Source organism: Tengunoibacter tsumagoiensis, from assembly GCF_003967535.1.
Lineage (GTDB): Bacteria > Chloroflexota > Ktedonobacteria > Ktedonobacterales > Ktedonobacteraceae > Tengunoibacter > Tengunoibacter tsumagoiensis.
The window spans coordinates 417,606-439,837 of the sequence record NZ_BIFR01000001.1 but is presented as its reverse complement, the minus strand read 5'-3'; the positions used below and the strand labels follow the sequence as shown (position 1 = coordinate 439,837).

Annotated in this window: 15 protein-coding genes and 4 tRNA genes; 2 read left to right on the top strand and 17 right to left on the bottom strand. The window is 48.0% G+C overall.

Annotated elements, in window-relative coordinates:
- Positions 1-471: 471 nt before the first annotated feature.
- From EL628_RS01775 to EL628_RS01750, 6 genes are all read right to left on the bottom strand, one after another.
- The gene (locus EL628_RS01775) at positions 472-951 is read right to left on the bottom strand and encodes a thioredoxin family protein (protein ID WP_126578087.1); all 480 of its coding nucleotides are present in this window, start codon (positions 949-951) and stop codon (positions 472-474) included.
- A 535-nt stretch (positions 952-1,486) separates the two neighbouring features.
- Positions 1,487-2,812, bottom strand: a complete 1,326-nt coding sequence (locus EL628_RS01770) for a metallophosphoesterase family protein (RefSeq protein WP_126578086.1) — start codon at positions 2,810-2,812, stop codon at positions 1,487-1,489.
- 76 nt (positions 2,813-2,888) lie between these two features.
- Entirely contained in the window at positions 2,889-3,299 is a 411-nt protein-coding gene (locus EL628_RS01765) for a hypothetical protein (RefSeq protein ID WP_126578085.1), read from the bottom strand.
- A gap of 113 nt (positions 3,300-3,412) precedes the next feature.
- Positions 3,413-3,805, bottom strand: coding sequence for a response regulator (locus tag EL628_RS01760; protein WP_126578084.1), 393 nt, complete (start codon positions 3,803-3,805; stop codon positions 3,413-3,415).
- 6 nt (positions 3,806-3,811) lie between these two features.
- Positions 3,812-6,499, bottom strand: coding sequence for a sensor histidine kinase (locus EL628_RS01755; RefSeq protein ID WP_126578083.1), 2,688 nt, complete (start codon positions 6,497-6,499; stop codon positions 3,812-3,814).
- Positions 6,500-6,790: 291 nt separating this feature from the next.
- Positions 6,791-8,197 (bottom strand): zinc ribbon domain-containing protein, encoded by a 1,407-nt coding sequence (locus EL628_RS01750; RefSeq protein WP_126578082.1) that lies wholly within the window; start codon positions 8,195-8,197, stop codon positions 6,791-6,793.
- Between the two features lie 399 nt (positions 8,198-8,596).
- Between EL628_RS01750 and EL628_RS01745 the strand changes: the two genes are divergently transcribed.
- Positions 8,597-9,868, top strand: a complete 1,272-nt coding sequence (locus tag EL628_RS01745) for a M16 family metallopeptidase (protein ID WP_161975204.1) — start codon at positions 8,597-8,599, stop codon at positions 9,866-9,868.
- A 333-nt stretch (positions 9,869-10,201) separates the two neighbouring features.
- Here the strand turns inward: EL628_RS01745 and EL628_RS01740 are convergent, their stop codons facing one another.
- The gene (locus EL628_RS01740) at positions 10,202-10,969 is read right to left on the bottom strand and encodes a LysM peptidoglycan-binding domain-containing protein (RefSeq protein WP_126578080.1); all 768 of its coding nucleotides are present in this window, start codon (positions 10,967-10,969) and stop codon (positions 10,202-10,204) included.
- Positions 10,970-11,178: 209 nt separating this feature from the next.
- Between EL628_RS01740 and EL628_RS01735 the strand changes: the two genes are divergently transcribed.
- Complete coding sequence (locus tag EL628_RS01735) at positions 11,179-11,367, top strand: hypothetical protein (protein ID WP_126578079.1); 189 nt, start codon at positions 11,179-11,181, stop codon at positions 11,365-11,367.
- Positions 11,368-11,398: 31 nt separating this feature from the next.
- Here the strand turns inward: EL628_RS01735 and EL628_RS01730 are convergent, their stop codons facing one another.
- From EL628_RS01730 to EL628_RS01685, 10 genes are all read right to left on the bottom strand, one after another.
- Positions 11,399-12,121, bottom strand: a complete 723-nt coding sequence (locus EL628_RS01730) for a hypothetical protein (RefSeq protein ID WP_126578078.1) — start codon at positions 12,119-12,121, stop codon at positions 11,399-11,401.
- A gap of 569 nt (positions 12,122-12,690) precedes the next feature.
- Positions 12,691-13,275 (bottom strand): DUF4870 domain-containing protein, encoded by a 585-nt coding sequence (locus tag EL628_RS30260; RefSeq protein WP_126578077.1) that lies wholly within the window; start codon positions 13,273-13,275, stop codon positions 12,691-12,693.
- A 336-nt stretch (positions 13,276-13,611) separates the two neighbouring features.
- Positions 13,612-16,164 (bottom strand): endopeptidase La, encoded by a 2,553-nt coding sequence (gene lon, locus EL628_RS01720; RefSeq protein ID WP_126578076.1) that lies wholly within the window; start codon positions 16,162-16,164, stop codon positions 13,612-13,614.
- A gap of 180 nt (positions 16,165-16,344) precedes the next feature.
- Positions 16,345-17,637, bottom strand: a complete 1,293-nt coding sequence (gene clpX, locus EL628_RS01715) for an ATP-dependent Clp protease ATP-binding subunit ClpX (protein WP_307719286.1) — start codon at positions 17,635-17,637, stop codon at positions 16,345-16,347.
- A gap of 51 nt (positions 17,638-17,688) precedes the next feature.
- Positions 17,689-19,122: a trigger factor gene (gene tig, locus EL628_RS01710; RefSeq protein ID WP_161975203.1), complete on the bottom strand. Its 1,434-nt coding sequence runs from the start codon at positions 19,120-19,122 to the stop codon at positions 17,689-17,691.
- Between the two features lie 260 nt (positions 19,123-19,382).
- Positions 19,383-19,454 (bottom strand) — tRNA-Gly (locus tag EL628_RS01705).
- Positions 19,455-19,525: 71 nt separating this feature from the next.
- Positions 19,526-19,597: transfer RNA gene (locus EL628_RS01700), tRNA-Gly, on the bottom strand.
- Positions 19,598-19,669: 72 nt separating this feature from the next.
- Positions 19,670-19,741: transfer RNA gene (locus EL628_RS01695), tRNA-Gly, on the bottom strand.
- A 40-nt stretch (positions 19,742-19,781) separates the two neighbouring features.
- Positions 19,782-19,864: transfer RNA gene (locus EL628_RS01690), tRNA-Leu, on the bottom strand.
- 141 nt (positions 19,865-20,005) lie between these two features.
- On the bottom strand, positions 20,006-21,727 hold the full coding sequence (locus EL628_RS01685) for a serine/threonine protein kinase (protein WP_161975202.1): 1,722 nt from the start codon (positions 21,725-21,727) through the stop codon (positions 20,006-20,008).
- Between the last annotated feature and the right edge of the window lie 505 nt (positions 21,728-22,232).

The window sequence follows — 22,232 nt, the reverse complement described above, 5'->3', positions numbered from 1 at the left end:
TGCCCCACCTATCACTTTGTAAGGATTATAGATTAATATACTTAAGCAAAACATGCAAATATATAACCCTTAAGTCATACCTGTATGACTTACCTGCGACTTATAGATGAGGTAGTTCTCAGATTTCGCTCGTCTGATGAAGATTTTAACATGAATTCTTACAGATGTATAGATATAATAAGTACGTTTTGTCAATCCAATAGCAATTTTGTACTGTGGGGTAATGGAGGGTGTTTTAGAACATTTATTAGAACACCAGGAATTTATAAAAAAGCATCATCTGATGCATTTAATGATTTAAAAAAATTTCTTGTATAATTATCTGGCTTTTCTTGTGTAAAAACACTAAATGCTGGTAACGTGGCTATGCGTCCGGGGAGTGAGATATTATGGGCACCTGGAGAAGATAAGAGGCAGATATTCTATAGCCCACCATATAAAAAATGGTGAGCTATGATATGATCTTTGAGATTATACAATACTTGCATATTCATCGAGGGCCAGGATCTCATCCACCTGTTTTAATAGACTCTGTGCATTTGTGAATCCATAATTGACAGCGTGGGCCTTCCCTTTCATATCCAACAGAACCGTAGTTGGAACCGTCATTACTTGATAGCGATCGGTCAATTCCGGACAGTTAGAGGCATCGATATTAATCACAGAGACCACCTCGCCCCTCGCCTCTACAATCCAGCGCAAGACAGGAGCCTGCAACTGCCGACACTCTGGACTATCTTCGCTCTGAAAGGCCAGGATGCGCACGCGTGACGGCAAGAAAAAATCGCGCTCCTGCCTCCCCTCATTGGGTAGATAGTTTTCTTCATCTGGTAAAATAGCATGTAAAGGCTGACGGCGGCTCTCTACAAGCCGGCGGGCTACCCAGACAATAATAAGCGTTAACGCAACCATAGAGAGTAATACGACCAGACGCACAAGAAGATCAGACATCACACATACACTCCCCGCCAGCAGAGCCTATATCTCTGTGTGGATAGTTTTTGCATCCTCAACACAGGTATTACCCTCCAGCGCCCCAAGGTGATACTACACAAAACGACCAGCCTACAAATCAATGAGTAGAGCACCACACCCCCTCACACCAATCTTCCTTCCGAACTAACTACATTTAGACGATAGCCTCGTGTTAATACCCAGCAGATATAACTTGTTATATCTGGAACAGTCAATCACAAACAATCCAGAGCAGAGTTGAGCAATGGTGCCCTGGTCTACCGAGCGGAATGCTCACCCTTATCCTTTAGAACGTGCTGCGGGGTAACTTTTACAAAGATATTAGCGCTAACCCACATATATATAATACATGATCTATCCAAATAACACGATATACTCACCCGTTTGTCACTGGAGAGCCTGTAGAGACTGTTCATGTGCTCTTTTGATTGCTTCAATATATGTGAAATCTGGTTCCAGGGACGGGAAAAATATCTTATTGTATGGCTATGGCCTGCGTATTGGCGAGACGTTAGCTATTGAGCAGGCTTGCTCTTTTCTCACGGAGATACTGTGCAATCTCTGCTGCATCGTCATTTCGGAGAGCCGATTGTTTTAGCTCACTGATGACGGTACTCCATTGCTCTTTGGCAGGTAGATAGCGTGCATCCAGGCCTACAAGCTCTTCAAAGATGCGGCGTTCGAGCTCATGCCAGACGGTGCGATCTCGTCCATCGATATCGCCATCGTCGGGTATATAGTCCTGATCATTTGTATTATTATCGATGCGTGCGTAAAGTGGTTGAAAATAGTGCTGAACGATCTGCTCCATTGTAACCTGATCCAACGATCCTGCATCAAAGCCAAGCGTTCCAACGAGGTGAATATGCACAACAGGTTTATGCGCTGCGTAATTGGGGCCTTCGCGTCGACAATAGTCTTCTAATCGTGTGTAGAGCGTTGTGGGCTCCGTGAGGCCATCAACGCGCAGATCATAGCGAACGAACGAACGTCGCTGACTGCGGAGGTGAACGGCGTGGTGACGGCGTTCTTTTTTTTCGGGATCGATGATCCGTTCGGGCTCATCTGTATCGATCTCGACATAATAGTAGCCTCGATCATCCCATTGTGATTCTTCGGCTGCGCAGGTCTCTGTCGAGCCAGGGTTGTACATCCAGCCATCAAATTCGTAGGGTTTATGAACATGTCCTAAGGCCAGATAGTCGATACTCTCACGGAGAGGTTGAAACTGAGCCATAGTGGGGAGGCCCTGAACGCGAGCGACTTGTCCATCAACGCCAGTATGCATTGTGAGCAGCCGGTACTCAATTCCCTGGCTTTGTTCATCGGACCGTACTTTCTGTAATGCCTGTGACATTCCTTCTAATGCGCGGGCCGTCGCCGAACCTTGCCAGGGGAGCCCATAAATGCGCAGGCGGCCATCGAGCAGATCGACATACGCTCCTTGCATCTTGTCAGGGCTCCACCGATCGATCTGGGGGGTTCCATCCTGCATGATAGGGGCGAGTAGAACAATATAGTCCTGGTAGCATAAAAATTGGAGCCAGGAGAGGCCATCGCGATAATAGCTGCGATCATGATTCCCCTCAATCGCAATCACGGGAATACGCCGCTCTTTGAGCTTTCTTAAGCCTTCAATAGCATGAATCAACGTCTGCGCATCAATGGCTCTTTTATTAAACAAGTCGCCAGCTATGACCACAAAATCGACCTGTTTTTCGATCGCATCATCGACAATATTCCAGAAGGTCCGACTAAAATCATTGAAACGCTCACGTACACCATACTGCTCATATCCTAGATGGGTATCAGCAACATGAATAAAAGAAGCTCGCATATGCTCTCAACCACTCCTCTCTCTCACCTGGAATACATAGCCCCTTTACCAGGACTTGATAGTCTTAAATATTTGCCTACCAGGATGGAAAGACTACTGGACCCGTCATCCAACCTCTGACACCAGCAGCCACCATAACCAGAGCTGCGATACTATAGAACAGTACGATCTTGCGCTGGTTCTTCTCGTTCGAAGTATAACTCAGCCAGGCGAAAGGGACGGCCAGGGCAACAATGCCACCATAGACATAATGGAGATAGAATAGCCCTTCTCCACCAGCTGGTTTTTTGCCAAGCAGGACCATAATGAGTCCAAGCAAGCCTTGAAGAATGCCCAGGGCGACCGATACAATCAGAGTGATGCGCCAGGCTCGATCGGCTGGCAGATGACGAAAATAGAGCACCAGTCCCCAGATGCCTGCGACCAGGGCCGCTACCAGTATGAGATACACATTGTAGTGGTGTATGAATAAAATAAAGTCGAACAATGTCCTGTACTCCCTTGTGCCACGCAGGGTGGCTCTTCTGATCTTGCTAACGCGAAAGCAATCCAGCACTACTATAGCGCGAGTCGTGATGAAAGACAAGGGCAGTCTCTTGCCTACACAGGAGCTGGCATATAGGTATCAATAATTCTCATCACATCATCCACCACAAAGGGTTTAGGCATCATCGCATCGATCTGCAAGGGGGCCGTTTGCGAGAGCTGGTCAAGGGCTGACATGACGACAAGCACGTGTCTCTGTCGATTCTCTGGCTCTGTAGCCAGTTGCAGGCAGACCTGTCGACCATCAAGGACAGGCATCATCAAATCCAGAAAGACCAGATATGCTTGCTCGCCATTCAAAATATCGAGGGCTTCCCGCCCATTACGAGCAACTTCGACCTGATAGCCCTCCATGTCCAGAATATCTACCATCATATCACGTATGACGGCCTCATCATCCACAACTAGAATTTTCTGGAGCGGCCTGTGTTCATAAGTAAACAACATCTCAATCTACTCTCCAGCCTCTTGCGGCGGTTCAACATACGGCAGATAGAAACTAAATGTAGAGCCTACATTAGTATTACTCTGTTCTAACCAGAGCTTCCCACCCATCGCTTCAATAAAACGGCGACAGATATAGAGTCCTAAGCCAGAACCTCGGATGGGAGTGGTCAATGAACGAGGTGCGCGTACAAATTTTTCAAAGATGCGCTGTCGATCTCCAGGAAGAATACCTTCTCCTTGATCGCGCACCCGGACTAATGCCACCGGGATATCTTTGTGTTCAACTAATAGAGCCGGATCGACTTGATCATCGGAGAGTAGCTCCTGAGCCTCTGATAATTGTAGAACACTGGCGCTCACAGAGATGGCACTCTCAGGTGGAGAATATTTGACGGCATTCTCCATCAGATTCGTCAAGACTTGCCGTAGCTTAGAGGCATCCCCGCGCAGCCAGATGGTTGGAGAGACCTCCAGGAAAATATTCTGTTCGGGTGTCAGGTTTAGCATATTTTTGGCAATCTCGGCGGCTGCCAGCACCTGGACCGACTCAAGATGGAGATCGAGCTTCCGATCTGCCGGTCCAATCTGGGCTGCCTCTGTCATATTGGCCACGAGATCGATTAATTGCTGTGAGGCAACCGCAATCTTGTTCGCAAACTTCTGAACCTGTTGAGGCGTAGCGCGGGCGCTCTGGCGCTTCAGTTGACTTGAATAGCCACTGATGGCAGTTAAAGGCGTGCGGAGTTCATGAGAGGCTGTAACCAGAAACTCATCCTTTAGCTTGTTTAAGCGCTCCAATTCAGCATTTGCAATCTCACGCTGCTCAAAAAATTGTGCGTTACGGATTGCACTGGCCGCCTGTGCTGAGATAGCCAGCAGGGTCCCTACATCCTTTGGCCGAAATGACCGGCTATCTGTTGGCGTCTTGACGGCGAGGAAGCCCATGAACTCCCCCTGGTAGGACATGGGTATGATCAGCATATATTGGATACCCATCTCGCGCAAAAAAATCAACCCACCTTCACTACTCCGGTTGGCCAGCTCCTCCAATTGTGCCGGGTCCAGATAGAAAAAGCCCTCGAAGATCATCGCTTCCAGGAAGGTCCCTTTAAAAGGGATCTGAATAAGATTGATGAGTTGATCGTGCTCAGATTTATGACCATCCTGGACGATTGGCAGACCACTCCCATCGTCAATCATCTTCACGTTTGAAGGAGCATAGAGAGCGTGAGCATATAACTGACTTTTATCGGTTGAGAGCTCAAAGAAGGCACACATCTCAACATTCACAATCTGGGCTACTGAGGTGACAAGCTTATTCAGGAGTTCAGTCACATTGAGCACCGACGCAATCGATTGCAGCGTACTATTGACCGCTGCGAGCTCTGCTTCGCGCTGATTAGCTTCCGTCAAAAGGTGTCGATAGCGCTCTAGAATATCGCGATCGCGTTCATAGAGCTTGGCGTTTTCAATTCCTACCGTCACAATCTGCGTCATAGTCTCAAGCACAAGTATCTCTTCAGGATGATAGGCATGTGGGCGCATACTGGTGATACAGAGCGAACCAACAACGCGATTAAGCATCTTCATGGGTAGGAGCAGAAACGACTCAGCCTGTCGTTGATCTCCCCAGACTCCTGTGAGTAGCTCTTGATATTCAAAGGCTTTATGCGGCTCTTGAGCGGGAGAGAATAAGACGGCTCGATTATCTGGCTGAGCCTGTTGGGTAATATGCCAGAGCAGGGGGCGCTCTTCTTTACGCATCACACGAGGAGTCTCTACAATGCCATGGACGCGTCTGCCATCACGTACTGCCAGCACATCATAGAGCCGGTCCAGATCACGATCATACAATGTCAGCAACATTGAAGAGACATCGACCACGCGGGACACAAATTGATAGACGCTCTCGACCAGATCAGAGAGTTTGACCGAAGTTGGAAAGGTCGTGCTGATCCCTTGCAACAATTTAAGATATTCACTGCTGCGGTGTTGCGCACGATGCAGGCGATTATTCTGTAAATACAGAGCAACACGTTCTGAGTGATCGAGCGCATCCTCTAAATGCTGTTTATGGAGTGCAGTGCCGCTTGCATTTAATTGATAGAGTACAATCACGCCGACTAATTGAGCAGGCTGGGCAGAGCTAAAGCCCTCTTCCATCACCTCACGGATAGGGACAACCAGATAAGAGAGCGGCACAAAGTCGGGATGGATCGGCAGAGGATGATTGGCATGAAAGAGCGTGACATAATCTTCATGGCGCATCGCGTATGCTTCATTTTTATGCCAGGCATAGCCAATGAGATCCTGCCCCATGGGATAAGTCGTACCGACCGCAAAGAGCTCATTCTGCTGGGCTGTTACATCCACCAACTCATTGCTCGTCTGCTTTTTGCGTGTAGAACCGCTATTTGCATCATGAAAGAGTTTTATCGTCACCCGTCTCCCACCAGAACGGCTTCCATCGGTATTGTATTCAGACGACGAGGCTCCTCCTTTGAGCAATTTCATATTCACCAGACGTACATGCGTGTGAATACGCATCTGGCCAATACTCTCGTCATACAAAGCAATACAAGAGCCTTGAGCACCAAACTCCACCATCATCTGTTTCAGCAGAGAACGTAGCAATGCCAATGGATACATATCATCAGCGTTGGACTCAGGCCCTCTCCAGGTAGAGATAGACATCCACAACTCCTCAGTTTCTAGCCAATAGCATCAGGGCACGAAGGTTCAGGAACATGGCAGGTAAACACCAGGTAACATGCACAACTTAGCATATCACAGACCTTAACCATATTCAACACAACATATAAAACGCCCAGAGAGGCATAATTCTCTCCGTTTGTCCTGGGAAATCAACCAGCCAGCCACCCATTGATCAGACAGACGGACCATACATATTGCGTATAAGCGTATGTATGGTCCGTCTGTCTAACACAGCTCGCCTTTGGGAGGCCGGCTGCAACGTTCTTGATGCTAGCTCAGGCTAAAGTCAGTAGTTACTTCCTGAATATTATCACCTGATTGGAAATCCAGCGTATAGGTATTTGTCGATGAGGGTTTTGTTGTGAATACCAGAGAGCCAGTGATTCCCGTTGTACGAGACTTAATAATATCGAAGTTCTGATCATCAGATGAATATTCTGGTGACAGAGATGAGCCATCAACTTTCATGCGACAGAAATCACTTGGGGTGAGATACACTTCGTTATCGGTATCGTTATCAGCATTGAGCTCAATAGTCAGAAAGACCTGACCTTTTTTCGCCTGATTGCCGCCACTCGCGTAACTTTTGATCACATCCTTGATCGTCCATTGCATGCCTGCGTATGTAAACTTTTTGTTGAGAGTATAGGTTTTAGGGTTGAACTGGCTGACATCGGCATCGCTTTTTAATGCAAACTCAATCTGCTCTTCATCCCCGCGTCCAATACGCAACTTCACCTTGGAGAGATCAATGGCCCCTTTGGTTTCGAAGTCGACCCAATTGTCGCGCTTCACGCCCTTATCCGGTCCAGTGGACTCTAATGATTTCGTATAGCTACCAACGTTGCCACCATCGACAACAAGCTGGAAGCCTGTGTAGTAATCAATGTATGAAGAAGTACTGGGCGGAGTCTGCTCAGTAAAGTTCACACGAATATAGTTGGCAGTTGGATCATAAGACTTTTTTGTTGCAAAAGAATCATCATCAAAATGATCGGCCTGACTGATCTTAGAAAAAGTTATCTGATCGTCAGCATAGTTCACTGTAAGATTGAGATCTTTTGATTTAGCAAAGTTGCCACCATGGGAAGAGTTATTGTCAGTCGTTGCTGTTGCTGTGCCAGTAGTATGTATGGTGCTATTGGCCCAGTTTACGATACCATAGCTGCTGCCAATACAGGCAACGAGCACAACGACAATGATCCCAACGACGATCCAGGGCCATTTTGAACGCTTCTTTTTGGGAGCTGGAGGGACAGGATACCCCGTATTGGAATAGGTACCAGCTGAGCCCAATCCATAAGGATCACTGGGTGGTGGTGGTGGCGTGTTCTCATAAGGAGAAGAAGGCTTACTGTCATACTGTGTATGAACAGGTGGATTGCCGGGTGTAGGGACCGAACCATATTGTGGAAAGCCCTGATTGGCTGGTGTGCCATAGGCCTGACCGGAGCCTCCATAAGGTGGCTGTCCAGGGTTTGAAGGTGTTCCGCCATACGGTTGATTCGCAGGTGGTGGCGGTGTTGCTGCAACCGTGGGTGGCAACGGAGGTTGTACGTTAGAGGGACTCCCCACCACATTCTGTGCTACGGGCGAACCACAATTTTGGCAGAATCGTGTTCCAGGTTCAATTGGAGTGCCACAGGCCGAACAAACCTGTGATGGTTGTTGATACAAAGCTATGCTCCTCTTTAATACAATGATTCCAAAATGAAATGTTTGTCCATCACGTAAAGTTATTTTTTATACCATGGCTATTATAATTGCAATATTGGATTCTGTCGATAATAATACTGTTCTTTTATGAGCCTGTATGAGTCTGTGATATCAATCATATCGCTCAAAGCAGCGATTGTTACAGAAACGCGCCCCAATAACGCTTCACTTCTCTATCAAAATAGAACGGAGTTTTGTTTAACAGCTCAAACATCGAGCCTCTAGCAATATGAATTTGACAATCTTCCTATGGCGGGGCTATCATGCTATTTATAAGTACTACGCCTGGAAAGACATGTATTATGCCTGCCAATGAAGCTCAACAGGCACTACACGCCTTGCACACTGAAGGAGCAATCAATGTCAGAAGCCACAGCTAACGGCACTGTATTTCACACTCACACACTCAGCAATGGATTACAGATCGTTGGCCAGCCGATGCCCGACTTTGAATCGGTGGCCGTTTCGTTTTATGTTCGCACAGGTTCGCGCGATGAGTACGATCCACAGGTAGCAGGCGTCTCGCACTTCTTAGAACATATGGTCTTCAAAGGCACCAGCACTCTCGATTGGCAGGAGATCACGCTGGAGTTTAATAAGATTGGTGCTGAGCTTAATGCGTTTACTTCGCATGAGTCCACTGTCTATTATGCTCGTGTGCTGGGCGAATACCTGGATCGTGCAGTTACCCTGCTAAGTGATATGATGTATCCGCGTCTGGCCGAAAGCGATTTTGAGACCGAGAAAGAAGTGATCGTCAATGAGATCGCTCGTTCTGAGGACCAGCCATATAACATTACGTATCGCCGCTTAATGCAGACCTACTTTGGACAGCATCCGCTTGGCCATGATGTTCTGGGTTCGCCTGAAAGTATTCGCGGCATGAAAGTGGAGCAGATGCGAGATTATTGGCAGCGCCGTTATGCTGCTAATAATATGATCCTTTCCATCGCGGGCAAGTTTGATTGGGAGCATATCATAGAGCTGGCTGAGCAGCACTGTAGCCAGTGGCGCACTGGCGAGACCGGACGCGACGTCAGCCACTATGAGCCTGCCACACCCATCAATAATGTGATGGTGGACAAGAAGTTAAAGCAGCAGATTATGATTGTTGCGATGCCTGCTGTCGATATTAAAGATCCAGATTACTATGCGGCCTCACTGGGTGGAAGCATACTGGGCGATAGCGATGGATCACGCCTGTATTGGAATATCTACCAGCGCGGCCTGGCCGAATCTGCAAGTGCTGGTATCTGGGCCATGGAAGGAACAGGTATTCTGCTGATGGAAGCGAACTCAACCCCTGAGGATGCTCCTCGGGTCTTGAAGATGCTTCGTTCGGAGCTAGACAGCCTGCTTGAAGATGGGGTATACGAAGATGAGCTTCGTCGTGCCAAAGATAAATGGATTAGTGGTATCGTTTTGAGTAGCGAATCAACGTTCTCACGCATGCGTTCATTAGCAACGGATTGGGTGACAGAAGGGCGTCTGGTAAGCGTTGAGGAGGAGATCGAACGGATTGAGGCCGTCACCACTGAGGATGTGATGCGTGCTTTAAAGCGTTTCCCTCTCCGTGATAAACAGGTTCTAACAACCCTGGGACCTCTGAGCGAGGCTGAATTACTTGCGTAATGATTTGATGTTTGTCGTCTATCGATAGCTTCAAGAACGGTCGGGGCGACCCCACACTGGTCGCCCGCCATCTTGTATTCCACATTCTAACCATCCCCACAGCCCCAAAATATATGGCATTTGTTTGTTCCTCCACCTGCTACCAGCTCTCTCCACATTCCAAGATTGGCATACTGTTTGTTCCTCCACCTGCTACCAGCCCTCTCCACATTCCAAGATTGAGAAACCGCACCGTTTACTTCGATTCGCCACGGCTCTGTGCCTCCGCCTGTACCCCTCCACTACCTGAGAAAAAGTGAGAATAAATATATGTTCTGCTGTCTCGTTAACGACTTAGTTAGCTGACAGGAAGGCGACACCAGCGCCAGGCTTAAAGGTTGAGTTCACAACGCGAGCTCCTGAGCCAGCCCAATTCATATTGCTAGCAATAACGGAACCATTTGGTTGCACTTTCTCCACAAAGGCTACGTGGCCCAGATTGTATGCACCCTGTACCCATGGCTGTAGAACAATGATATCCCCCACCTTTGGAGTTGTTGATACAGTCCAATTATTTTCACGAGCGCGAGCAACCCACTGCCAGGCATTGGAGTTCGTCGTCCAGGGAACATAGAAGCCATGAACCTGTGAATAACGCTGGCTGGCCCAGAAGGTGCACTGACCATAAGGATAAGGATTGCCACCACCATGGCGGGCAGCAGGTGCTTTAGGAGCGACAGGAGCAGCGTATGCCAGGTCGGCGGTCTGGACGGCCACTGTATTCACCGTTGATGTCATCGTGGCTGCCTGCTGATCCTGGGGAATGCAGATCTGTTGATCGACATAAATTAAATCAGGATCGGCAATGTTGTTGTGCGTAGCCAGCGTTTGCCAGCTTGTACCATTGTTTTCGCCAATGATATTGAGTGTATCGCCAGGAACAACGGTATACGTTTTATCCCCCTGTGGGCAAGCAGCCGCAGCATGGGCATGGAACAGACCAGAGCCAAAGGCACCAGCTCCAAGTACAGCGCTAAACACGGTCATCACGACAACATATCCTAAGATAGTACTGGTGACTCGATGAGCGTTCAAATAGTTTCGGACTCGAGAGGCTTTCATTAACAACTCCTATGTATGTAAGCAAGCGACAGGGTTCGATACCTTTGGGAAGTTCTTCAAACTGAACTTCTTGTAGGTGTCCATATAGTAACGCATCCATACATGGAACACTATGAATCACAATGAAACATAGTACCAATGGTCCAGAGCTAATTCTGTATTGGAAAGTTACTTTGATAAAAACGAAGCATTGTTGAATGTTTTAGTGTATGAAAGAGAGATTTGTAACGCTTAGCAATGTTTTCGAGTGCTCAAAGGGGGGCATCGCGGTCGCTGTAAAGGCGCTTGTTTCTTTTATTGTGAAAACAAACGCCTTTACAATTGGCCGCGATAGTTTATTCCATGCGGAGGAGAGTGCGATTGAAGAGGAGCAAGAAAACTTTTCGGCTGATGGATGAACTACTTCTGATCTGAAGGCTCAGGGATAGCTCACGTTCGGACATTCCTTGGCAAGATCACACTATTCTCATTCTGATCATAGATGATCAGAAGTACCGTATATTTTCCTGTTAACAGGTAGCGATGTGAGGCATGGACAAGATACAGTCCATTATCTCCATTTGAGAGCGCCCCGGCTGTAAAATGCCCATCGCCCCAATTGATCACGGCTTTGAGATCACTCAGTGTGGCGGCCTCAGGATCGAGCAAGCTGGCATTCAGAGTAAATTGGCCAGGTCGTTTCGCAGGTTGAAGTGTATACCCCTTCATCTTGATCGTATTATTGTAATTGTAGGGATCGACAATGGTAGCGATTGCATATGAAGAGAGATGGAGACCATGCGAGCCAAACCCATCAACATAGACAGTAAAGGTCATGCTACCAGTACTCATATATGTATGTTGGACGTTCACCACTGCGCTGCCATCTGCTTGAAAGGTCAGAGACGCGTGTGTATCAACATGGCCAGAGCCCCAATCAATCTTGACAGAAGCATGATGGAGCTGGGACGCGGTAGCTGCGTCAAGCGTTGCTACTGTGCCAATATAAGGGACACATACTAACCCCAGGTAATTTTGACTGACCAGTCCAGATGCGTCAGCCTGAGCGCTTGTGGACGCTACGCTATGCAGGCTTCCTAACAGAATGGCAAGCAGGAGGATCAGACCAACCCTGGTAAGGAGTCTGCGACCCGAAGATATGATTTCTCTCATCTTTAACTCCTAACTCTATAGCAAACATCAGGATCAACTGGATGTTCTGCTTCTATTATGCTTGCCGTCTTAAATTTTGTTTGTCTATGTGAGACTTTTCATGTTTGTCGTGTACAAGAAGACATATATGGGGGGATCTTGTGAGGTCCAGCTTATTGAAGATCTGGCCTGTGTGGAAGAGCCAGGCCAGTTTTGAAGCGGATAGGAGCGTTGAAAGCATAGTACAAAAGATGGGATCTCTTGACTCCCCTATCCATTACTGCTATAACAGTAAATGTCATTTACAACAAAATTAACCCTATTGAGCCGCTAAAGCAGGCTATAGGTTTTTTTATTCGATAAAATATTTTAAAATTTCCTGCTACTAGCGTATGTAGGATATTCAGAAAGGGTTCATTCGATGAAGAAATTTGCGTTGGTTGCATTTATCCTGTCTATTGTTGCTGTTGCGAGCATTGTGGTGATCCGGAATCGAAACGCTGAAGAATAGTACCATCATATCATTTTGATAGATAAAAAGCGGAAGTGATGCATCACTTCCGCTTTTCAATTTGCCTGGAGATTGAGAGTTAGCCCAGGATATTCTGGTTAGTATAACGCTCTGCGTAATCGCCGATGACAGGTAATTTGAAGTATTTGCCCTGGAAGGCATTAACCATGCAGATAATCCAACCAACGAAGGCGGCAAGAAGCAGGAGACCCCAGACACATGATACAACAAGTACCAGGAAGCCAGGAAGAATAGCTTCTGCAACCTGCACAATAATACCAAGTATGGTCATTGCACCAGTAAACAGGATTGACTGCCAGGCATTGAAGCGCACAAAGCGGTTCTGCTTCTCGGTCAGCAGGAAGACCAATCCACCAATCCAGCCAAGAAGGTAGCTTAGACCAGCGGCCAGATTCGGATCGATGTTGAGTGTGCTGCCTGGGCGACCGCCAGGAGCACCATAGGGCTGCTGAGGCTGACCATAGGGCTGCTGATAACCAGGCTGGCCATAAGGCTGCTGAGGCTGGCCATAAGGCTGCTGGTATTGCTGTCCTCCGCTATAGGGATCAGTTGGCTGGGGCTGTTGGGGCTGCTCAGGATTGTAGCCACCACCATATTGAGAATTTGGATATTGGCCCTGCTGATTAGGATCTTGATAGCTCATAATTGCATTTCCTCTCTTTGCAACGTGAGATTTGTGCCAGGCAGACATATTTCATGAGTAGTAAACGGCCAGAGGTACTCTTTTTCACTTATTCCCTTGCGAGAGTAGATTGGCAATTTACTATATGTCTGTTTATAGTCTACCACTTCTGCTCAGAAAAGAGAAATGTAGGGTTAGTATGAATAGAAAAAGATGAGACAGGATTGTTGTACCCTTACGCGTCGCTTGCTCAGAAAAGCCTGTTAGGGGGATATCAGACTGGTACAAATTAAGTACTTTATCCCCCCTAAAAACCTCTACTGATATAATAACGAACGAGAGGGCAATTTATCCAACTTATTTCTCCTCAGTTTCGGCGCGAGCGGAATCTCCATGTTCAGGATGAGAGAACTGATAGGAACTGGAATCAAGATCTTCATTGTCCCGTTTGGATTGGCCGGTGCGTCGTCCGCCGGCGATATTCTCTTGATAAAGCAGGAGATTATCCGGACGTGCTTCTTCATTCTCCGTCAATGGGAGAGGTGGAAGAAGGGCCTGATCAAGTACCTGATCCATATTATCGACCAGCACAAAATTGACCTGTTGCCTGATCTTTGCCGGGATCTCAGCCAGATCTTTCTTGTTGGCAGCCGGGAGGATAATTGTTTTTATATGAGCCTGATGGGCTGCAAGGATCTTTTCTTTTAGGCCACCTACTCCCAGGACACTGCCGAGCAATGTGATCTCACCGGTCATCGTCACATCATTGCGGACAGAGCGATGAGTCAGTGCAGAGACGAGAGCGATAGCAATCGTAATGCCAGCCGAGGGTCCATCTTTTGAAAGTGCATTCTCAGGTAGATGAATATGCAGGTCCGTCGTATCCTGGAAATTGGGATCGATATTGAGCTCATCTGCACGTGTACGGATGTAAGAAAGAGCCGCCTGAGCGGATTCACGCATGACATCGCCCAATTGGCCAGTGATCTGTAAATCCCCTTTACCGACCATCGTAACAACTTCAACGGGCAGGAGAATTCCCCCCATCTCGGTCCAGGCTAATCCCATAGCGGCGCCAATCTGAGTCCGTTGCAGTGGTGGGGCACTGCTATAGCGAGGGGCTCCCAGATAGCTCTCAAGGTTCTTGGGGGTAATGCGAACGGGTGTATTGGGCTTCTCTAGCACTTTGAGCGCTGCTTTACGACAGATGGTTGCCAGTTGACGTTCAAGGCTGCGAACCCCGGCCTCGCGCGTATACTCAGTTACAATATGATCCATGACGGAGGGCTGCATTTTAAACTGCTCCTGGCTCAGTCCGTGTTCATGGCGCACTTTAGGGAGCAGATGGCGCAGTCCGATCTGAATTTTTTCCTCCAGAATATAGCCAGGAAGCTCAATAATATCCATGCGGTCAGCCAATGGACGTGGGATCTGAAACTTCACATTACCAGTACAGATGAAAAAGACCTCTGAGAGATCAAAGGGGAGCTCGAGATAATGATCGGTAAAATTGCTATTCTGTTCTGGATCGAGCACCTCTAGCAGGGCAGCAGCGGGATCACCACGGTACTCTGATGAGAGCTTATCGATCTCATCAAGCAGAAAGACAGGGTTCCGCACGCCGACCGTCTTCATACTTTGAATGATACGCCCGGGTAGAGCGCCCACATAGGTACGACGATGACCGCGTATCTCAGCCTCATCGCCGACGCCGCCTAGAGAGATACGAGCAAATTTACGCCCCAGAGCATCCGCAATAGATTGTCCAAGCGAAGTCTTGCCTACCCCTGGAGGTCCAATCAAGCATAAGATCTGGCCCTGGCTCTCATTTTTAAAGGCAGCGCCACGTTTTGTTGCCTGAATGCGGAGCTGGCGGACAGCTAAGAACTCAATGATGCGCTCCTTAATCCCTTCCAGGCCATAGTGATCATTATCTAGAATCTTGCGCGTCTCCTCAAGATTAAACCGATCTTCTGTGCGTTCGTTCCAGGGAAGAGCGAGCATCCAGTCGATATATGAGCGCATAACAGCGATCTCAGCGGACTGAGCGGGAGTTCGTTCGAGCCGATCGATCTCCTTTAAGACTTTCGTTGCAGCGGCAGGAGGAAGTTGTTTTTCTTTGAGCTTAAGGCGAGCTTCATCAGCCTCAGAGGAGGCCTCCATGCCAAGCTCCTCCTGGATGGCACGAAGCTGTTCGCGCAGATAAAACTCTTTTTGAGAACGATCGACCTGAGAGTGAACGCGATTGCGAATCGTCTTCTCCAGTTCAAGAATCTCGATCTCATTGCCCATAATGACGCAGATCTTTTCCAGCCGTTCGAGCGAATCCAGTGTTGAAAGAAGCTCCTGTTGTTGCTCAATATCTGTCACCAGATGTGCGGCCAACGTATCAGAGAGGCGTTGAGCTGTTTTGAGAGCGATAACAGAATTGATATCTTCGACTGAAAAGCGCCGATTAAGTTGAGCATAGCGTTCAAACAGATTTGTCGCATGGCGTACCAGCGCGTCGGATTGGGGGCCTTTAGGATGAGTTTCGGCGGCCTGAGTTGCGCGGACGCGTAAAAAGGGTTCCGTATCCAGAAATTCGTCAATCGTCATACGGCTAATGCCGCGGACCAGTATCTGGAGAGTAGAATCCTGTTGGCGATGCATAGTGAGCACCTCAGCCAGAGTTGCGGAGGTATAGATATCTTTGGGCTGAGGATCATCGATATCGGGAGAGAACTGCGTTCCAATGATCAGCAAGCGGTCGGGGCGCATCATAGCTTCCTCAAAGGCGCGAATTGTTTTTTCGCGGCCTACGGGAAGAGCGAGTCGATTATGGGGAAACGCAACAGTACTTTTTAACGCCGCAAGTGGGTATTCCTCACTCGTAGCTTGTACCACATTCGGGCGTTCTTGTTCATTCATTGAGTTTCCGCCTGTCTATTCTGACTAATGAACTTACAAAGCTTCATCAGTTTCTTTACACTTGAGACGACCCCTGCCGACAGTGTAGCGAAAGACAGACAAGCGGCAGAAACTATCGTCCACATTTAACTTGAGGCGATAACCGCTACAATTCACCGAAAAATGAAAAGATGAGCCTGCCTAAGCAGACTCATCTTCCGAATATGCCGTGTTACGGTCGCCTCGTGTCACAAGTAACGGTTTATTATGTTCGGTTAGTACTTCACCATTAATAATAACCTTCTTCACGTCTGTACGAGAAGGAATCTCATACATGACATCTTGAAGGACCTCCTCAATGATTGTACGTAATCCGCGTGCACCAGTCCGTTGTTTTAATGCACCTTCAGCGGCAGCATCCAGGGCATCATTTGTAAAGACCAGCTCGACGCGATCGAGCTGCAAGAATTTTTGATACTGCTTGATGATCGCATTTTTGGGTTCAGTCAAGATGCGGACCAGAGCGGCTTTGTCAAGATTATCCAGTGAGACATAGACTGGCAGGCGACCGACAAATTCGGGGATAAGCCCGTATTTGAGCAGGTCATCGGGGTTGAGTTGAGCCAGAATAGACGTCTCGGCTTTTTCAGTCTCAGGCTTTTCAGCGGCCAGTTCGGCTTTGCGGAAGCCCATCGACTTATTGCTGCCCAGGCGCTGTTCAACGATCTTCTCCAGCCCCTCAAATGCGCCACCGCAGATGAACAGGATATTCGCCGTATTGATCTGGATAAAATCCTGATGTGGATGTTTGCGTCCACCCTGAGGGGGAACATTGGCGATTGTCCCCTCAATAATCTTTAGCAGAGCCTGTTGTACACCTTCACCAGAGACATCGCGCGTAATGGAAGGGTTGTCAGATTTACGAGCGATCTTGTCGATCTCATCGATATAGACAATTCCACGTTCAGCGCGGGCCACATCGAAATCGGCAGTCTGAATCAAGCGGAGCAGAATATTCTCAACATCTTCACCGACATAACCGGCCTCAGTAAGAGCAGTTGCATCAGCGATACAGAAAGGAACATCGAGAATCTTCGCCAGCGTCTGAGCCAGCAACGTCTTGCCACTACCAGTTGGGCCAATCATCAAGATGTTGCTCTTGCCAAGCTCAACATCATCGATCTGATTGCCAACGCCAATACGCTTATAGTGGTTATAGACCGCCACAGAGAGCGTCTTTTTCGCCCGCTCCTGCCCAATCACATACTGGCTGAGCTGCTCGTAGATCTTCTTTGGTGTCGGGAGCTTGCCTGTTTGGAGGCGTGGCTTGGCGACGGTGGCTTGCTCTTCTTCGATGATTTCTCGACAGAGATCGATACATTCATCGCAGATATAGACCCCACCGGGACCGGCAATGAGTCGTTGCACCTGGTCCTGGCTTTTGCCACAAAAGGAGCAACGATAGGTCGTACGCATATTTTTCGAGTTTGCCACGTCTATTACCTTTCCTGCGTGTACAACAGAGCATCTGATGGTTGCATGTGATTACTCTACAGACTCCGTCTTGGCGTCAGCAGCATGAGCTGTTGTGTTTGCAGACTCCTCAGTTTGAACATCCTCAAGAGATGCGTTGGTTGCAAGAGCAGCAGCCTCGGCATTCGCGATTGTCGCTTCTTCGGCGGACTCCTCTTCCGTCTCCGCATCGGGATCGGGATCGGTTGTCAACTCGATCAGGCGGCTGAGCGTTTTCTCACGGCGATAGCTAATCATCAGAGAGCGGATCTGTTCTTCTGTCTGTGGGAGCTCCTGGCCGATCTGTGCATAGGCATTGAAAAGGGCCTCGATCTCCTCGGGTAGGACAGTAATATTCTCGCGGCGAGCCAGTTCTTCCAGAACGAGCTGACGTTTAACACGTTTCTCGGCCTCCGGGCGATTCTCTTCCATAAACTCGGCGCGGCTCTTCCGGGTCATAGTGAGATACTGATCGAACGAGAGATGCTGCTGTTCCAGCATATGACCGAACTGATGAGCCATCTCTTCGACCTCTTGTTCAATCAGAACAGGATGGATCGTAAAGGTAGACTGCTCAATCAGAGCATTGATAGCATTTTCGCGCAGCGTCTCATTGGAGCTCCGTTTTTTGGATTCGAGAATATTATCGCTGAGGCCCTTGCTCAACTCTTCCAGCGTCTCATATTGACCATCGCTTACTTTGGCAGCGAAGGCATCATCCAGAGCCGGAGACTGTTTTGTCTCAACGGAATGGACGGTGACCTCATACGCGGCCTCTTTCCCGGCCAACTTTTCGTTACTATAATCGGCAGGAATAGTCGTGGTAAAAGATTTGCTATCTCCAGCTTTCAGGCCAATCAGATGTTCGTCCATACCAGTGAAGAGGCCATGGCGTTCATTGGTGATTTCGAACGTGTTATCTTTCAGGTCCGAGATCTTCTGCTCGCCTGAAGTCAGTTTCAGATCGGCTTTAATGCGATCCCCATACTCAGCGGCGCGTTCGACTGTTTCCCAATTAGATTGTCGATTTTGCAACGACTCGAGCTCTTTATCAACCTCTTCAGAGGTGACGCCCAACTCTTCGCGATCGAAATGCATGGCGGTATAGTCAGCCAGTTCGACCGGAGTAATGATGGGTACAGTCAGGCTAAAGTGGTAGGGCTGGCCCATTTCGAAGACTGGAGCATCAACCGTAGGTTGGGTAATAGGGGTAAGGTCATGTTCTTTGAGAGCATCGCGATAGGCCTCTGAGATCAGATCATCCAGCCCCTCTTGATAAATATATTCTTTTCCGACCCTGCGCTCCAAAATCGTGCGAGGGGCCTTGCCACGTCGGAAGCCCTGGATATCGACCTTTTGTACAAGTTTGCGGTATGCCTTATCCGAAGCCTTTTCCATGTCGTCCCAAGTCACATCAACGTTCAGGACGGCCTCGCTTGTTGGCAATTTTTCAACAGAGACCTTCACGTTTCCTCCAACAGATTGTCTTAAAATGTAGTTTTGTATTTGTACTTGACGGTGTTCGACTTTGAAGTTCGATACGGGTGTGCAGCGAAAGCGGGAAAGCGCAGAGAGGCAAGACCAGAACCATAGACCACCCTCCTACAAAACCAACAACATCTAATGTGAGCATGCTGCATCATGCGATGTGATCTATGTGTGGGTTGCGTATGCGCTGACCCACAGGGGACAAAGATCCTACCAGGCCCCCTGTTGCTTAGGTTGGGAGCGGGAGACGGGGATCGAACCCGCGACTTTCTCCTTGGCAAGGAGATGCTCTACCACTGAGCCACTCCCGCAAATGGTACCACCGGGATCTCGAACGACCGACAGACAAACGAAAGAACTGTGAGCTTGCCAGTGCTCACAAAGCGGGAGACGGGGATCGAACCCGCGACTTTCTCCTTGGCAAGGAGATGCTCTACCACTGAGCCACTCCCGCAGTTTGCCGAAACCAACCAGGATGGATACCAAAAATGCATAGAAAAGATTGTGAGCTTGCCAGTGCCCACAAAGCGGGAGACGGGGATCGAACCCGCGACTTTCTCCTTGGCAAGGAGATGCTCTACCACTGAGCCACTCCCGCGTGTGTAGATTGTGTGTGTCTTGCTTCTGTACCTATGAAATGGGCGGTAAGAGACTCGAACTCTTACGGTTCATCACCAACAGATCCTAAGTCTGCCCTGTCTACCAATTTCAGCAACCGCCCAATGGAAGAAACGAGACGATTTTGCAATCCTCACTTGAGGATAATACATCAGCAACGGGACTCATGTCAAGACAATTGTCCATATCCTTCGACAGATAGAATGGTAAGAGATGAAATCTCAGCTCTACTGCACTATTCCGGCTAATTTTCAAGCAATGTTGGCATTATTTGCCACTGACCTGAATCCTTAATCTGATTGTTTGCCTGATCTATGACCTGGTAGGTTCCTCCCATGCCATCATCGGCTAAGCCAGGGCCAGGGCCCTGGTCAGGACCAGGACCCTGACCAGAAAAACTCGTCTCAGTACCGGGAGTTGATGGTCCAGGCCCTGGGCCAGGATGGCGATAGATATGACCGTTAAAAGAGAGCTTTTGATTGATATTGGGCAAAGTGACTATAAATTGAACCACTAATTCGCCATGAGGGTCATGAACATCGAAGCTCATTTGACTCTGAAATGCTTGATCCTGGCCCATTCCAACAAAATGCCCTTCAAATACAGGACTTTGCGGTTCGTGAGAGAGGTGAATAATCTTGAACTCTGTTATTTTTTTCTGATTCGTGGCCATTGTTCCTGTATAAGCCGTACAGAGGTCGGGATATCCGTCTGGTGGGTGTTGATCGGGACTATCGCCAAACGGTGGGGGACGATGGAGTGGTCTACAATCTGGTGATGGATTGGGCAGCGGGTTGCGAACTACTGATTGTGAATTGGTGTTGGCCGCAGTATTCGTGGCATTCTTTATATTAAGTGAGTAAAGGAAGAGGCCATCGATAACTGCTACTATCAGGATAAGCACGAGTAAGAGCACGAGCCAGATCTTGTGTTTAGTTGAGATTGTTCTACGTATACGTACTGTGACAGGGGTAATCATTGGGGAGTGCTCTACCTCCTCTTCTGTCTGGGGAAGATGTGGTATTTGAGGCAAAGCTGCGCGGCGCAAACGAGGGACAGTTGGTAAGGTATAGGTTTTGTGTTGTGCGCGGTTGCGCAGCCCTACATGTTGGTGTGTCGTCGCAATACAAAGCTCGCGCCAGAAATCTTCTACGCTGGCAAAACGTGAATCACTGCGAAGATGCATGGCTTGATCGATAATGCGAGCAACAGTAAAAGGAAGATGAGGGCAGAGCACATCAGGTGGAATATAAGGGTCATTATCGGTTTGATTCACGCTGCGACTGAGCGCATCAACAGGAACCACTCCCGTTAAGAGCGTATAGAGCGTCGCTCCTAAAGCATAGATATCGGTTCGTGGATTGGTGCCATGACCATATTGTTCTGGGGCCGCATACCCGGGCGTACCACAGCGAAAGACATTGGTTGTCTTATCTTCGATATACTCCTTCGCCAGACCGAAGTCAACCAGCTGCGCATCCAATGCACCGGCTGGCACGATGATATTAGCTGGCTTGATATCGCGATGAACAATAGGACGTTTGCGATTATGAAGATAACTGATGGCCTCGACAACTGGCGTGAGCAGGGTCAATGCCATCGAGAGCGAAAAGCGCTGGTCGGGCTGCTCCAGTCGCAAAACCTCTAGATTCTTGCCATCAATAAAATCCATCAGCATAAAAATACGATTCAGGCGAGTGTTCTCAAAGATTTGATAGACACGAGGCAGCGAAGGATGACCCAATCTCATTAATAGATCAGCCTCAAAAGCCAGATTGCGTCGCTCCTGAGGATTAGGATTGACGATCTCCTTCAACGCAAAAATTTTTTGTTTGTTGTAGCGTTCTCTCACACGATAGACGGCACTAAAGCCACCCTGCCCGAGAACAGCCTCGATCACATAACGCTCCCCATTCTGTCCCTGAACGATTGCTCCAATAGGAAGGATAGTATGTTCTTGTATCACTCTGTACCTCGCGTAATCCATGCATATACAGTTATCTGGATGGCGCCCTTCTCGAAAAATATCAATGTATAAACATACAGCGGCGGCGATTTAAAGTATGCCCATACATGCCTATAAAAGAATCGCAATAATAACTCATACTGATAACGAATGAAAGAAGATCATATAAAAATTGTATGAAATAAATGTATCTTAATTCCAGGAACAAGTAGGTAAGATTGTGGTTAAGGCAAGGTGTTTATTCACTTGTTTCAATGGCCATTTCTTAACTTTGATGAAAAATGTTTTTTGAATGTTTTTGTAAATGTTAAAAACTCCTGACATATTATTTTATAATTCAATAGAAAGATAGCAATAGATGTTTAAATGAAATTTCTCTCGCATTTACCTTAAAGAAATGTTATTGACCTACACAATAATAACATTATTGAAGTTACATGACTAGATAGGTGAAGATATCTTCAAGGTGTTTACTATTATGTGAAGCTACAGGAGATAAAAAATA

Bases quoted from the DNA above. Each gene is read 5' to 3' on its own strand.
- EL628_RS30260 (WP_126578077.1), bottom strand. From the start codon at position 13,275: ATGAGCTATCAAGATCCTAATCAGCAGGGCCAATATCCAAATTCTCAA.
- EL628_RS01745 (WP_161975204.1), top strand. From the start codon at position 8,597: ATGTCAGAAGCCACAGCTAACGGCACTGTATTTCACACTCACACACTC.
- EL628_RS01730 (WP_126578078.1), bottom strand. From the start codon at position 12,121: ATGAGAGAAATCATATCTTCGGGTCGCAGACTCCTTACCAGGGTTGGT.
- lon (WP_126578076.1), bottom strand. From the start codon at position 16,164: ATGAATGAACAAGAACGCCCGAATGTGGTACAAGCTACGAGTGAGGAA.
- EL628_RS01755 (WP_126578083.1), bottom strand. From the start codon at position 6,499: ATGTCTATCTCTACCTGGAGAGGGCCTGAGTCCAACGCTGATGATATG.
- EL628_RS01775 (WP_126578087.1), bottom strand. From the start codon at position 951: ATGTCTGATCTTCTTGTGCGTCTGGTCGTATTACTCTCTATGGTTGCG.
- EL628_RS01735 (WP_126578079.1), top strand. From the start codon at position 11,179: ATGAAAGAGAGATTTGTAACGCTTAGCAATGTTTTCGAGTGCTCAAAG.
- EL628_RS01740 (WP_126578080.1), bottom strand. From the start codon at position 10,969: ATGAAAGCCTCTCGAGTCCGAAACTATTTGAACGCTCATCGAGTCACC.
- EL628_RS01760 (WP_126578084.1), bottom strand. From the start codon at position 3,805: ATGTTGTTTACTTATGAACACAGGCCGCTCCAGAAAATTCTAGTTGTG.
- EL628_RS01770 (WP_126578086.1), bottom strand. From the start codon at position 2,812: ATGCGAGCTTCTTTTATTCATGTTGCTGATACCCATCTAGGATATGAG.